Here is a 14,695-nt window from a genome sequence, read left to right on the forward strand (position 1 = left end):
CGGGTCGTGTTCCCGTTCAGGGCGGCGGGAGCGGGCCGTTGTCGGCGAGGTCGACGGACTCGTCGTAGCGATAGAGCTTCGGCGGACGATGGCGGGTGCCGGTGAGCCGCTCACCGGTGTCGACGAGGGCGTTGGATGCCTCCATCGACCTGCGGAAGTTGGCCGGGTCGAGAGGCTTGCCGAGCACCGCCTCGTGCACCTCGCGCAGCTGGGCGAGCGTGAAGGTCTCGCCGAGCAGGGCGTGCGCGATGCGGGAGTACTCCATCTTGTTGCGCAGGCGCCAGAGCGCGTATTCGACGATCACGTTGTGGTCGAACGCGAGCGGCGGCAGCTCGTCGGCGGGGAACCATCGCACGTTCTGTCCCGTCGTGGCCCTGGCGGCCTCGCCGGAGCCGACGAGGGCCCAGTACACGATGGAGACCACGCGAGCCGCGCCCGGCAGCTCCGCGCTGGGGCGCACGAGCGGGGAGCGGTCGGCGTCGCCGAACGCGTACAGCTGTTCCAGGTAGCGAGGGGCGAGGCCTGTCGTGTCGCCGAGCGTGCGGCGCGCGGCATCCGCGAGTCCCTCCGTCACCCGCAGCGGCCCGCCGGGAAGCGCCCATCGGCCCTCGAACGGTTCCCGGATGCGCCGCACGAGCGGCAGCCAGAGGGTGGGCGCCAGGCCCTGCGCCCCGAAGCGGTCGTCGCTGCGCAGCGCGAAGATGACGGTCGAGACGGCCAGTTCCACATCCGCGCCCGACGCATGCGCGCGCGCCAGGTCTTCGTGGTCTCGCTCTGGGAGCTGACCGCTGTCGGAGGGGATGGCGTGATCTGTCATGAGAGTAAAAGTCGCTTTGACCTGAACTCATATTACACCTTTCGGTGGTACTGACTCGAACTGAATGACGCGGACGGTCGTCGCTCAGGCGCCGACGCGGCACGACGGATGTGCGCCGGTCGAGCCAGGAGCGCGGGCGCGGGACCACCGCGCACGATAGGCTGAGCGCACAACTGAAGATCGGGCCACACGGTCGATGCGGGAGAGTCCACGAGCTGCCATGCCGGCAGCGCGAACGGACACCGAAGGAGCAATCCTCCCCGACAATCTCTCAGGTACCCCTACCGCATCGAACTGGCCGCTCTGGAGAGCAGATCAGGTCGCCCGACCTGGTCTCGCCCACGGTGAAAGGTCCGGCACGCCGGTCCGAATCTCTCAGGCATTCAGTGACAGAGGGGGAGTTCCCGTAACGCACCACGTGGTGCGTGACGCTTTCGACGGGCGGACCCTTCGGTTCCCCAGCGAAAAGAAACGGAGAACTCATGGCCCAGGACTCGACTCGCGTGTCGCCGCTGAACGAGGCACATGTCGCGGCCGGCGCTAGCTTCACGGACTTCGCGGGCTGGCAGATGCCGGTTCGCTACTCGAGCGACCTCGCCGAGCACCACGCCGTCCGCACCGCCGCCGGCCTGTTCGACCTCTCGCACATGGGCGAGATCGTCGTGCTCGGTCCGCAGGCCGCCGACGCGCTCGACTACGCGCTCGCCGGTCGTCTCTCGGCGCTCGAACGCGGGCAGGCGAAGTACACCCTTCTGCTCAACGAGCGAGGCGGCATCCTCGACGATCTCGTCGTGTACCGAACCGGTGCCGACCGCTATCTCGTGGTGGCGAACGCGGCCAACCGCCAGGTCGTGGCCGACGAGCTCGACCGGCGCGCGGCATCCTTCGACGCGGATGTCTACGACGAGTCCGACGACATCGCGCTCATCGCGATCCAGGGGCCGAGAGCGCTCGAGATACTGCAGAACGTCGAGGAGCTGGGCATCGAGGCCGGCGATGACGTGCCAGAGGACCGCGAGGAACCCGACGTGGAGAACGCGCTCGCCGCGCTCAAGTACTACCGGTCGCTGTCTGGCACGTTCCAGGACCAGCCCGTGCTGATCGCCCGCACCGGCTACACCGGCGAAGACGGCTTCGAGCTCTACCTCGCGCCCGACAACGCGCGCGCCCTCTGGGATGCACTGCTCGAGACCGGAGCGGGCGCCGGACTCATCCCCGCAGGCCTCGCCGCGCGCGACACGTTGCGGCTGGAGGCCGGCATGCCGCTCTACGGCCACGAGCTCACGGCCGGAACGTTTCCCTCGCAGGCCGGTCTCGGCCGCGTCGTCGCCCTCGACAAACCGGGCGACTTCGTGGGCCGGTCCGCCATCGAGCAGGGAGCAGCCGCGGATGCCCGTGTGCTCGTCGGTCTCGCGGGCGCCGGCAAGCGCGCCGCGCGGGCCGGGTACACGCTGCACGTGCACGCCACGGCGGAAGGCGCCGACGACTCGCCCGTGGGAGAGGTCACCTCCGGTGCGCTCTCGCCGACGCTCGAGCATCCCATCGCCCTCGCCTACGTCGACCCGCAGTACGCCGAGCCCGGCACCGAGCTCGACGTGGAGGTGCGCGGCTCGCGCATCCCGTTCACCGTCACCGCATTGCCCTTCTACAGCAGAAAGAAGAACTGACATGGCCGTGCCCACCGACCGCAGGTACACCGCAGAGCACGAATGGGTACTGGTGGACGGCGACCTCGCCACCGTCGGCATCACCGAGTACGCGGCGGAGAAGCTCGGCGACGTCGTGTACGTCGACCTCCCCTCCGCCGGGAGCGACGCTGCTGAGGGCACGGTCGTCGGCGAGATCGAGTCGACCAAGTCGGTCGGGGAGCTGTTCGCGCCCGTCACGGGCGAGGTCGTCGAGGCCAACGACGCAGTCGTGTCCTCTCCCGAGCTCGTCAACAGCGATCCGTTCGGCGAGGGCTGGCTGCTCAAGGTGCGCGTCGCCGACGCTTCGCGACTCGAGGACCTGCTCGACGCCGAGGCGTACGCGGCTCTCATCGGTGAGTCCGCGTGAGCGGCACTTCGGCGGGCGGCCGTGCCGTCGCAGAGGCAGCGGACGAGGCGGACGGCGTGACCCGCGCCCCGGCCGGAGGCGGCGCGCGCACGACGTTCGCCGACCGGCACATCGGACCCGACGCGGATGCCACGCGCGTCATGCTCGATGAGCTCGGCTTCGACTCGGTCGACGAGCTGGTGCGCACGGCGGTGCCCAAAGGCATCCAGCTGCCCGCCGACGTCGACCTGCCGCACCGCGCACTGCCGGTGCAGGGCGTGAGCGAGCGGGAGGCGCTCGGGGAGCTGCGCGAGCTGGCGTCGCGCAACCGCGTGAACACGTCGTTCCTGGGGCTCGGCTACTACGGGACGCTGACGCCGGCGGTCATCCAGCGCAACGTGCTCGAGAACCCCGGCTGGTACACGGCCTACACCCCGTACCAGCCGGAGATCTCGCAGGGGCGTCTGGAGGCGCTGATCAACTTCCAGCAGCTGGTGTGCGACTTCACGGGCCTCGACATCGCCAATGCCTCGATGCTCGACGAGGGCACGGCGGTCGCCGAGGGGATGCTGCTCGCGCGGCGGGCGTCGAGGGCGAAGTCCAACGTCTTCCTCGTGCACCGCGACGCGTTCCCGCAGACGCTGGCCATCCTCCGCGGCCGAGCGGCGGCCGTCGGCATCGAGCTCGTCGAGCACGACTTCGACGGCGACCCGGCCGGGCTGCCGGATGCGTTCGGCGCGTTCGTGCAGTACCCGTCGGCATCCGGACGCGTCTGGGATCCGTCGCCCGTCATCGATGCCGTGCACGACAAAGGCGGCCTCGCGGTCGTGGCCGCGGATCTGCTCTCTCTCGCGCTCATCACCGCGCCCGGCGAACTCGGCGCCGACATCGCCGTCGGAACCACTCAGCGCTTCGGCGTGCCGATGGGGTTCGGCGGGCCGCACGCCGGGTACATGGCGGTGCGGTCGGGGCTGGAGCGGCAGCTGCCCGGGCGTCTCGTCGGGGTCAGCCAGGATGCCGCAGGCAAGCCTGCGTACCGCCTCACGCTGCAGACCCGCGAGCAGCACATCCGCCGCGAGAAGGCCACGAGCAACATCTGCACGGCCCAGGTGCTGCTGGCCGTGATGGCCTCGATGTACGCCGTGTACCACGGTCCGCGCGGCATCCGCGCGATCGCCCAGAACGTGCACGGCGCCGCAGCTGCTGCAGCACGCCGCCTGCGCGACGCCGGCTTCGAGCTCGCGCACGAGCACTTCTTCGACACGCTCGCCGTGAAGGTGCCAGGGCGCGCGGCGGAGCTGGTGGAGGCCGCGCACGGCCACGGGCTGCTCATCTCGGGCGTCGACGCGGATACGGTCGCGGTGGCGTTCGACGAGGTGACCGCAGGCGACAGCGCGCTGTCGGAAGCTCTCCTGGTCGAGGTGTTCGGACTCGAGCGAGGAGACCCGTCGTCTCACGGCGCCCCGTCGGCTCTTCCGGAACCGCTGGTGCGCACGAGCGCGTACCTCACGCATCCGGTGTTCAATTCGTACCACTCCGAGACGGCGATGATGCGCTACCTGAAGCTCCTCGCCGATCGCGACTACGCGCTCGACCGGGGCATGATCCCGCTCGGCTCGTGCACCATGAAGCTCAACGCGGCGACCGAGATGGCGGCGGTCACCTGGTCGGAGTTCTCGCAGGTGCATCCGTTCGCCCCGGCGTCGGATGTCGACGGCTACCTCGACCTCGTCGCCCAGCTCGAGACGTGGCTCGCCGAGCTCACGGGATACGACACCGTGTCTCTGCAGCCCAACGCGGGCAGTCAGGGGGAGCTCGCCGGCCTGCTCGCGATCCGCGGCTACCACGACTCCAACGGCGACACGCACCGCACCGTGTGCCTCATTCCGCAGTCCGCGCACGGCACCAACGCGGCGTCCGCCGTGCTGGCCGGCATGCGCGTCGTCGTGGTGGCGACGGATGCGTCGGGAAACGTCGACCTCGACGACCTGCGCGGCAAGGTGGCCGAGCACGCCGCTGAGCTGGCGGCCCTCATGATCACCTACCCGTCCACGCACGGCGTGTACGAGCACGACGTGGTCGAGGTCATCGACGCAGTGCACGCTGCGGGCGGGCAGGTGTACATCGACGGGGCCAACCTCAACGCCCTGCTCGGATTCGCGCGGTTCGGCGATTTCGGAGGCGACGTCTCGCACCTCAACCTGCACAAGACGTTCTGCATCCCGCACGGCGGGGGCGGGCCCGGCGTCGGCCCGGTCGCCGCGAAGGCGCACCTCGCCCCGTTCCTGCCCGGCCATCCGATGATGCAGTCGAACGACCACGTGGGGTACGCACACGAGGGCGCACCCGTGTCGGCGGCGCCGTACGGGAGCCCGAGCATCCTGCCGATCTCCTGGGCGTACGTGCGCATGATGGGCACGGAGGGGCTCTCGCGGGCGACCGCGTCCGCCGTGGTCTCGGCCAACTACATCGCGGCGCGACTGCGCGAGCACTATCCGGTGCTCTACGCGGGTGAGCGCGGGCTGGTGGCGCACGAGTGCATCCTCGACATCCGCCCGCTCACGGACGCCACCGGCGTCACGGTGGACGACGTGGCGAAGCGTCTGATCGACTACGGGTTTCATGCGCCCACCATGAGCTTCCCGGTGGCGGGCACGCTCATGGTCGAGCCGACCGAGAGCGAGGACCTCGCTGAGCTCGACCGCTTCATCGAGGTGATGATCGCGATCATGGCCGAAGCGGATGCCGTCGGCGCCGGCACCTACCCGGTGGACGACAACCCGCTGCGCGGGGCGCCTCACACCGCGGAGTCCGTCGTGGGGGAGTGGAACCACCCGTACACGCGCGAGCAGGCCGTGTATCCGGTGCCGTCGCTGGTGCGGAACAAATACTGGCCGCCCGTGCGTCGTATCGACCAGGCGTGGGGCGACCGCAACCTGTTCTGCGCGTGCCCTCCGCCGGAGGCCTTCGCGTAGCGCCGGATCCGCCGTCTGCCCATGCACGGGCCGACACGTGGACGCACGGGCACGGTCGTGCCGAAAACCCCGAGACATCCGGTTTCGTCTGACACCGACCGCGTGGCGGCAGGTCTCGACTGAATCGGTATGTCTCAGGATTTGGGCGGGGGTCCGAAGACGCCCGGCCAGAGGGCGACGGCGAGCGGATAGCCCACGAACGAGACGATGTCGAGCAGGCTGTGCGCCACGACCAACGGGGCCACGCGACCCCAGCGTCGATAGCACCAGCCGAACACGATGCCCATCGCGGCGTTCCCGAAGAACGGTCCGATGCCCTGGTAGAGGTGGTAGCTGCCGCGCACCAGCGCGGACGCGACGATGACCCACCACGAGTTCCAGCCCAGCTGCTTCAGTCGCGCGAACAGGTATCCGATCATGATGACCTCCTCCTGCAGCGCGGCCCTCACGGCCGAGAGCAGGAGCACGGGCACCGTCCACCAGTACTGGTCGAGCGGAGAGGCCTGCACGTCAACCGTGATGCCGGCCGCCCGTCCCACCGCGTAGAGAGCCAGACCGGGAACGCCGATGACGGCCAGGAGAAGCGCGCCGCCGCCGAGGTCGCGCCACGGCCTCGTCCAGTCGAGGCCCATCCGCCGGAACCCGCTCCGCCGGGGCAGCCACAGCAGGTAGATCACGAGCGCGACGGCCATGAGCGAGAAGAAGATGTCGAGCAGCTGGTAGGTCAGGTCCACCCACTGGGTCGACGACTGTGACGGGTTGAGCTGCGTGCTCTGGTCCTTGAGCGGCGTGGGCGCCGCGAGCCGCTGCACGATGGTGAAGATCGAGTAGACGGCGGATTGCCCGAGCGACAGCCCGAGCACGATGGCCACTTCCCACCACAGCGCGCGGCGCCGCTCGTGCTCCACCTCGACCTCGAGCGGGAAGGATGCCCGCGCCCGCCGCGTCCCGCTCGCCTCGCTCATGGCTGTCATCCTGTCACGAGCCACCCGGTCGCCCCGGCTTCACCGAGCTCTCACCCGTCACGTTCCGCAGACTGCCGACGAGGGCCGCTCTCGTCGTGCGACGACGGACGCGATGACCCGGAATGAGGATTATTCGATATTGCTCAAATGTTGCGAAGCGCGACGGAAACGAGCGTCGGGCGCCGCATGCGCGCCTGAAAGTCGCATCCCGGTTACTACCTCGTAACAGTTCTCGCCGCGGGATTTGTCCCTCGGTCGGGAGGTGTCTATCTTCATTGCTATCTAGCGCATGTCGCGGCCCCCGGTCTGTCGTGCGCCAAATTCCCAACCAGGAGGAACATTGAAGATCACGCGAAAGCGTCTGCGTCCCGTTGTGGGTGCCGTCGCGGTCGCCGCCGCCGCGGGCCTTGTGCTCTCCGGCTGCACGACAAGCACGCCGTCAGGTGAAGCGTCGTCTGGCGGAAAGACCATCACGGTCGCCGAGGTCAATGAGGCGTCGTCGTTCAACTACAACACCCCCCAGGGCAACCTGGACACGAACGGCTTCATCTGGCAGATGACGCAGCCCCAGTTCTTCACGCTGGACCAGAACTACAACATCGTCCACAACACGGACCTCGGCACGTACAAGAAGCTCAGCGACAATCCGCTCAAGGTCGAGTACACGCTGAACCCCGATGCCAAGTGGTCGGACGGTGTGGCGATGACGGCGGATGACCTGATGCTCGGCTGGGCTCAGTCCGCTTGCTACTACGACTCCGCCAAGTTCAACGACGACGGCGACGTCACCTCGGGCACGCAGTACTTCACCACAGCAGGTGGCTGCCCGTTCGCGACGAACCTGCCGAAGATCAGCAACAACAACCGCACCATCACGTTCACCTACGACCAGCCCTACGTGGACTGGGAGCTCGTGAACCCGATCCAGTTCCCCGCGCACTCCACGGCCAAGGAGATCGGCGTCAGCACCAAGGATCTGACGAACGCGTTCCTGAAGACGCCGAAGGGTGACCCCGACAACCCGGCAGCGCCGAACCCGATCATCCAGAAGGCCGCGAAGCTCTTCAACACGGGCTACGACGCGACCGCGATGCCGAAGGACAAGAACCTTCTGGTCTCCGGCGGCCCGCTGCAGGTGTCCGCGTGGACGCCGAAGCAGTCGATGACGCTGGTGCCGAACAAGGAGTACAAGGGCAAGCACGCCGTGAAGTTCGGCAAGCTCGTCATGCGCTTCATCGGTGACGCCAACGCACAGGTCACGGCTCTCCAGAACGGCGAGGTGGACGCGATCCAGCCGCAGCCGTCCGCCGACACGGTGAAGGCGCTGAAGGCCGTTTCCGGTGTTCACGTGCTCCAGGGCGACCAGACCGCGTACGACCACGTCGACCTGAACTTCAAGTCGAGCGTGTTCAGCGACCCGACGATCCGTCAGGCGTTCCTACTCACGATTCCGCGTGCCGACATCCTCAAGTCGATCATCACGCCGATCAACCCCGACGCGAAGGTGCTGGACTCGCAGGTCTTCCTGCCGCAGCAGAAGGGCTACGACGAGTCCGTCAAGAACAACGGCTCCTCGGCGTACGACAAGGTCGACATCGACAAGGCGAAGCAGCTCCTCGCGGGCAAGACCCCGACCGTGAAGATCCTGTACAACACGGGCAACCCGAACCGCGTGGACTCGTTCCAGGCGATTCAGGCCTCGGCTGCCAAGGCCGGCTTCAACGTGGTCGACGGCGGTTCGCCGCAGTGGAGCTCGCTGCTCGCCGGTGGTGACTATGACGCGTCGATCTTCGGCTGGATCAACCCGGGTGCAGGCAACGCCGCGCTCCCGCAGCTGTTCCAGATCGGCAACGGCGGCAACTACAACAACTACAACGACAAGGAGGCGAGCGACCTCGCGGTGAAGTCGCAGACGACGCTCGACCCCACGAAGTTGCTCCAGATCAAGCAGCAGATCGATGCGCTGACGTTCAAGGACGGATACGGCCTTCCGCTGTTCCAGACGCCTGGCCTGTTCGCCTACACCGGAAAGGTCAAGGGCATCAAGTACTTCGGCGGCCAGAACGGCATCTTCTGGAACTTCTGGGAGTGGACGAAGTAAAACAGTCCATAAGCTGATCAGCTAAGATCGCTCAGTCACGCGGGGCGTCGGACCGACTCGGTTCGACGCCCCGTCGCTGGGCACGGTCGCCTCGGCGTACCCTTTCGTACGCAGTATTCGGCAACGTCGCCGTTCGATGCGATCGCGCCTCCTGTTAGCAGAGGTTCGTTCACTATGGTGAGTTACATTGCGAGGCGCATCGGCGTCTCGATCCTGATCTTGATCGCCGCGTCGTTCATCATGTACGTGCTCGCGGCCAACTCCGGTGATCCGCTCCAGGATCTCGAAGGCAGCAATTCCCCCAACAAGACGGCGCTCATCGAGGCGCGCGTCCACACCCAGCACCTCGACCTGCCGGCGCCCGTCAGGTGGCTGCTCTGGCTCGGCGGCGTCGCCCGGTGCATCGTGCCCGTCGGCGGCGGATGCGATCTGGGCACCACATTCCAGAACCAGCAGGTCTCGCAACTGCTGCCGCAGGCGATGGCTGCGACGCTGCAGCTCGTCACGGTGGCGTTCGTGCTGGCCGTCGTGCTCGGCGTCGCGCTCGGCATCGTCACGGCCCTGCGCGCGTACAGCGGCTTCGACTACTCGATCACGCTCGTGAGCTTCTTCCTGTTCTCGCTGCCGTCGTTCCTGATCGCGGTGCTGCTGAAGAGCTTCATCGCCCTCGGCTACAACAACTTCCTCGCCGACCCCAAGCTGTCGCCTCTGGCGCTCGCGATCTGGGCCGTGGTCGTCGGACTCATCGTGCAGCTCATCGTCGGCGGCAACTTCCGCAAGCGGGTCGTGACGTTCCTGATCTCGGGGGCTATCACGGCGGCAATCCTGTGGTTCATGTCGGCGACGGACTGGTTTGTGAAGCCGTCGCTCGGTCCCGTCGTGGTGATCATCTTCTGCGCCGCGATCGGATTCGCGTTCGTGGCCCTTCTGGCCGGTCTCCACAACCGCAAGGCGTGGATCACGGCCGGCATCAACGTGCTCATCGCCATCGGGTGCTACTTCGGCCTGCAGGGGCTGCTCAACGTGTCCAGCGCTGGAACGCTGATCATCCTCGCCGTGGTGACCGTCGGTGTCGGGCTGGCCGTCGGGTTCTTCGTCGGCGGATACGATCGCGGACTCATGATGCGCATCGGCGCTCTGACGGCCTTCTTCAGTGCGGGCGTCATCGTGCTCGACCGGTTCATGCGGTCGTGGCCTGCGTACATGGACATCACGAACGACCGCCCGCTCGCAACGGTGGGATCCGGCACACCTGGTCTCGAGGGCGACGTCTGGATCACCGGCCTCGACACGTTCACTCACTTCCTGCTGCCCACGCTGAGCCTGCTCGCGATCAGCTTCGCCAGCTACACCCGGTATTCGCGATCCGGCATGCTCGAGGTGCTCGGTCAGGACTACGTGCGCACGGCGCGCGCCAAGGGCCTTCCTGAGCGGACCGTGATCGTCAGGCACGCCTTCCGCAACATGCTCATCCCGATCACGACACTCGTCGCCACCGACATCGGGGCGCTCCTCGGTGGTGCCGTCATCACGGAGTTCGTGTTCGGCATCAGCGGCATGGGCCAGCTCTTCGTCGCCGGTCTCTTCCGAACCGACGTGAACCCGATCATGGGCTACTTCCTGGTGGTCGCGATCACCGCCATCGCCTTCAACTTCCTCGCCGACCTGACGTATTCGGTGCTCGACCCGAGGGTGCGTGTGCGATGACCGGAATCAAGACGCGCACGCACGGCATGGAACTACTGGCTGCGGAGGTGGCCGCATGAGCACGATCCAGGGAAACATCCCCGAGCCGAGTCTGAACGACGGCGTCGACGCCGCAGAGACCGAGCCCGGTGGCAAGAGCCAGAGCCAGGGACGGATCATCTTCCGTCGCTTCCTCAAGAACAAGATCGCGGTCGTCGCGCTGATCATCTACGTGCTGGTGCTCGTGTTCTCGGTGTCGGCGATCGGCATCGGTCCGATCCACGGTTGGTGGCACTACACCTACAAGGAGCTCAACCCGCAGGTCAACCAGGGTGCTCCGACGCTCACGTTGTGGCCGTTCAGCTTCGGTGACCACCCGTTCGGACAGGACCGCATCGGCAAGGACTACTTCGCGCTGACCATGCGCGGCATCCAGAACTCCGTTCTGGTCATGATCGTGCTCGGAGTCTTCGCCACCGTTCTCGGAGTCATCGTCGGTGCCATCGCCGGGTACTTCCGTGGCTGGGTGGACGCCATCCTGATGCGCATCACCGACATCTTCATCGTGATCCCGGCCCTCGTCGTCGGCGCGATCGTCGGACGGACGGCCAACGGACTCGGCGCTTTCGGTCTGGCAGCACTGCTCGGCCTGGTGTCGTGGATGGTGATCGCGCGTCTCGTCAGGGCCGAGTTCCTCGCCCTGCGAGAGCGAGAGTTCGTGGAGGCGGCACGGGTCGCGGGCGCATCGGATGCCCGCATCATCTTCCGGCACATCCTGCCGAACGCGGTCGGCGTCATCATCGTCGCCTCGACGCTGCTCATCGCGGCCGCGATCCTGCTCGAGACCGCGATCAGCTATCTCGGATTCGGCATCAAGGCGCCCGACTCCTCGCTCGGTCTGCTGATCAGCCAGAACCAGAGCGCGTTCAGCACCCGGCCGTGGCTGTTCTGGTGGCCCGCGCTGTTCATCGTGCTGCTGGCGCTGTGCGTGAACTTCGTCGGCGACGGTCTGCGCGAGGCGTTCGACCCTCGCCAGCAGCGCTTCAGCCTGCGCAGGACGAAGGATCCGGAGCCGGACGAGCCCACGAACACCGACGCGCCGACGCGGATCGAGATGTCGATGGCGAGCCACGACGCATCAGCGGATGCCGACTCGCACGGCACCGGCGGCAAGGCGGAGAGCTAAGTGTCGCCCGAACACCACGTGGCGCTACAGCACCAGCACGAGGACGCTGCCCACCAGCAGCACCAGCAGCGCACCGTTCAGCCACCAGTGCACACGGATGCCGACGGGCGTCTCATCCGCCACTCCGGCCTCGATGCGTCCCGTGTCGCGCAGCCGAGCCCATCGTTCGCGGATGAGGTAGGCCACCTGGCCGGACTCGCTCGCGATGAGGTCGCCTGGGCGGATCGATCCGTCCGGGCCCGTCGGGGCCATCGCCACGCGGCCCCGATCCTGCTTGCGCGCCGCGATCGCGGCGCCGGTCCTGCCGGGAGCAGGCGCGGCCCATGCGCTGTAGCGGTGTCCGGGGGTGAACAGCGTGAGAGCGAACCTCGTGTCGACGTGGATCAGCGCTGGCCACGGCACCGTGATGGTGCGCACGACGTTGCGCACCATGATGCGTTCGTCATCGATCTCCACACGCGGTCGCCACAACGCCACCCAGGCGAGCAGGGCGACGAACGCGACAGGAACGATCACGAAGGGATCGCGGAGCTCTCCGTGCACCCACACGTAACCCGCGAGCACGAACGCATCGAGAAGCCACACGAGCACCGCGAACATGCGATTGAAGTTCGACACGAAGACATCACGGTCGACGGCCGCGGAATCCTGCATGACTCCATCGTGGCAGCATCCGCTCGCGCTTCCCTGCATGCGCGGCTCGCAGCACGAGACGTAAGACGGCCGAACGGCCGAGAAGGGGCCGCCTCCTGATGGCACCGGAGAACAACACACCCGTCCTGCAGGTCACCGACCTCAGCGTCGACTTCGCGGTGGACAACGTCTGGGTTCCCGCAGTTAAGAAGCTCAACTACTCGATCAAGCGCGGCGAGGTCATGGCTCTCGTGGGCGAGTCCGGCTCCGGCAAGAGCGTCAGCTCGATGTCCGTGCTCGACCTGCTCCCGGCGAACAGCCGGGTCAGCGGTTCCATCAAGCTGAACGGACGCGAGCTGCGCGGGCTGGCTCCCGCGCAGATGCGCGGCATCCGAGGCAAGGACATCGCGGTCATCTTCCAGGAGCCCATGACGGCGCTGAACCCGGTGCTGACCGTGGGATTCCAGATCGTCGAGACGTTGCGCATCCATTACGGCATCTCGCCGCACGAGGCGCGCGACCGCGCCATCGAGCTGCTGCGCCTTGTGGAGCTGCCGGACCCGATCAAGGCGTTCAACTCCTACCCGCATCAGCTCTCCGGCGGTCAGCGCCAGCGTGCCATGATCGCCCAGTCGATCTCGTGCGACCCCGGCCTGCTCATCGCCGACGAGCCGACGACAGCGTTGGATGTGACGGTGCAGGCCGAGATCCTCGACCTGATCCGCAACCTCAGCGACAAGCTCGACTCGGCCGTTCTGTTGATCACCCACGACATGGGAGTCGTTGCCGACCTCGCCGATCATGTCGCCGTCATGCGCAGGGGCGAGGTCGTGGAGGCGGGGCCGACGCTACAGATCTTCCGCGAGCCCAAGCATCCGTACACGATCGCGCTGCTGGATGCCGTGCCGCACCTCGGACAAGGCGCCGAGGGCGAGGAGATCGACGTCACCGTCGCCCTTGCCGCGGCCGCGCTAGCCGAAGAGGATGCGCCGACCGGGCTGATCGAGCAGATCCAGGTGAACGAGCGGGCGCTCGAGGAGGCCCACCGGATCGCCAAGGAGCTCGACGCGCGGGAGAAGGTGCTCGAGTTCAAGAACATCGTCATCGAATACCCGGGCCACGGCAGGGTGAAGGCGTTCCGTGCCATCGACGGCGTCGACCTCACGGTGCACAAGGGTGAGGTGATGGGCCTGGTCGGCGAGTCCGGCAGTGGCAAGACCACGCTCGGCCGTGCCGCGATCGGACTGCTTCCCGTCACCTCGGGCGAGCTCAACGTGACGGGTGTCGACCTATCGAAGTGGAACCGCAAGCGCGTTCGCCAGGTGCACAAGAACGCGGGCATCGTGTTCCAGGACCCGGCGTCGTCGCTGAACCCGCGCATGACCATCGGCGCGTCCATCGGCGAGCCGCTTCTGCTGGCGAAGGGCATCAAGGGCCGCGCGCTCGACAAGGAGGTGCAAGCGCTCCTCGACAGCGTCGAACTGCCCAAGGCGTACAAGTCGCGCTACCCGCACGAGCTCTCCGGCGGTCAGAAGCAGCGCGTGGGCATCGCCAGGGCGATCTCGCTGCACCCCGACCTCCTGATCGCGGACGAGCCGACGTCGGCGCTCGACGTGTCGGTGCAGGCGACAGTGCTCGATCTGATCAAGAACCTGCAGGCCGAGTTCCAGTTCGCCTGCCTGTTCGTCACTCACGACCTCGCCGTGATCGATGTGCTGGCCGACCGCATCGCCGTGATGCACCTCGGCCGGCTGGCAGAGGTGGGGACGCGCGACGAGATCCTGCGCAACCCGCAGGATCCGTACACGCAGCGACTCATCGCCGCGGTGCCGCTGCCCGATCCCGAGGTGCAGCGGGAGCGGCGCGAGCTGCGCGCGCGCATCCTCGCCGCGGGCAGCGACGAGTACAACAGCGAGACGCTGCACCCGGATGCCGAAGAGTACGGGGAACCCCAGCGCTACCCCGCGGCGGAGGGCTACAACGCGGGTGGCGAGGACCCCGAGTCCGACCGCGACCCGCGTCCGAACGACTGACGAACTGAGCGACCGACTGACGCGCTGAGAGAACGACTGACGAGATCAGCCATCGCGACCGCGTTTCGGAGGCGGTTCCGGCGTGGGCTCGCGGTGGCACGTGGCAGGTGGCTGCGGCCGGCGGCCGAAGGCGGCATCCAGGCATCCTCGGCTAGACTCGGGTGAAGGGCTTCTGCCGCCCTTTCGTCGTGCCCGCCCGCACCGTGTGCGAGAGGCGGCGCATCCGACTTCGGTCTGACCGCTGTGTCGCGGACAGGCATCCACC

The 14,695-nt window shown here is 67.4% G+C and carries 10 protein-coding genes and 2 riboswitches; of the genes, 7 read left to right on the top strand and 3 right to left on the bottom strand.

Features of this window, described 5'->3' with window-relative positions; all coding sequences use genetic code 11:
- Nucleotides 1–16 precede the first annotated feature (16 nt).
- Nucleotides 17–817, bottom strand: coding sequence for an NUDIX hydrolase (locus VHB92_RS15260; RefSeq protein WP_325454619.1), 801 nt, complete (start codon nt 815–817; stop codon nt 17–19).
- A gap of 189 nt (nt 818–1,006) precedes the next feature.
- Nucleotides 1,007–1,114, top strand: a riboswitch (glycine riboswitch).
- A gap of 1 nt (nt 1,115) precedes the next feature.
- Nucleotides 1,116–1,217, top strand: a riboswitch (glycine riboswitch).
- 82 nt (nt 1,218–1,299) lie between these two features.
- Here VHB92_RS15260 and gcvT point away from each other — a divergent pair.
- Genes gcvT through gcvP form a run of 3 tightly spaced genes read left to right on the top strand, consistent with a single transcriptional unit; the run spans nt 1,300 to nt 5,826 of the window.
- On the top strand, nt 1,300–2,484 hold the full coding sequence (gene gcvT, locus VHB92_RS15265) for a glycine cleavage system aminomethyltransferase GcvT (protein ID WP_325454620.1): 1,185 nt from the start codon (nt 1,300–1,302) through the stop codon (nt 2,482–2,484).
- Between the two features lies 1 nt (nt 2,485).
- On the top strand, nt 2,486–2,872 hold the full coding sequence (gcvH, locus tag VHB92_RS15270) for a glycine cleavage system protein GcvH (protein WP_325454621.1): 387 nt from the start codon (nt 2,486–2,488) through the stop codon (nt 2,870–2,872).
- Nucleotides 2,873–2,928: 56 nt separating this feature from the next.
- Nucleotides 2,929–5,826, top strand: a complete 2,898-nt coding sequence (gene gcvP, locus VHB92_RS15275) for an aminomethyl-transferring glycine dehydrogenase (RefSeq protein ID WP_414653124.1) — start codon at nt 2,929–2,931, stop codon at nt 5,824–5,826.
- 134 nt (nt 5,827–5,960) lie between these two features.
- On the opposite strand, the gene VHB92_RS15280 is transcribed toward gcvP, so the two are convergent.
- Entirely contained in the window at nt 5,961–6,791 is an 831-nt protein-coding gene (locus tag VHB92_RS15280) for a CPBP family intramembrane glutamic endopeptidase (RefSeq protein WP_325454622.1), read from the bottom strand.
- Between the two features lie 340 nt (nt 6,792–7,131).
- On the opposite strand from VHB92_RS15280, the gene VHB92_RS15285 reads away from it, so the two are divergent.
- The 3 genes from VHB92_RS15285 (at nt 7,132) to VHB92_RS15295 (ending at nt 11,764) form a co-directional block, all read left to right on the top strand.
- Nucleotides 7,132–8,892, top strand: a complete 1,761-nt coding sequence (locus tag VHB92_RS15285; protein WP_325454623.1) for an ABC transporter family substrate-binding protein — start codon at nt 7,132–7,134, stop codon at nt 8,890–8,892.
- A gap of 174 nt (nt 8,893–9,066) precedes the next feature.
- A complete protein-coding gene (locus VHB92_RS15290; RefSeq protein ID WP_325454624.1) occupies nt 9,067–10,599 on the top strand; it encodes an ABC transporter permease subunit in 1,533 nt (510 codons plus the stop codon).
- Nucleotides 10,600–10,654: 55 nt separating this feature from the next.
- Nucleotides 10,655–11,764 carry an ABC transporter permease gene (locus tag VHB92_RS15295; RefSeq protein ID WP_325454625.1) on the top strand — a complete coding sequence of 370 codons (1,110 nt, stop codon included), beginning with the start codon at nt 10,655–10,657 and terminating at the stop codon, nt 11,762–11,764.
- Nucleotides 11,765–11,788: 24 nt separating this feature from the next.
- Here the strand turns inward: VHB92_RS15295 and VHB92_RS15300 are convergent, their stop codons facing one another.
- Nucleotides 11,789–12,418, bottom strand: a complete 630-nt coding sequence (locus tag VHB92_RS15300) for a PH domain-containing protein (protein ID WP_325454626.1) — start codon at nt 12,416–12,418, stop codon at nt 11,789–11,791.
- Between the two features lie 98 nt (nt 12,419–12,516).
- Between VHB92_RS15300 and VHB92_RS15305 the strand changes: the two genes are divergently transcribed.
- A complete protein-coding gene (locus VHB92_RS15305) occupies nt 12,517–14,430 on the top strand; it encodes an ABC transporter ATP-binding protein (RefSeq protein ID WP_325454627.1) in 1,914 nt (637 codons plus the stop codon).
- Nucleotides 14,431–14,695: the final 265 nt, after the last annotated feature.

Source organism: Humibacter sp. (genome assembly GCF_035547335.1).
Taxonomy (GTDB): Bacteria; Actinomycetota; Actinomycetes; order Actinomycetales; family Microbacteriaceae; genus Humibacter.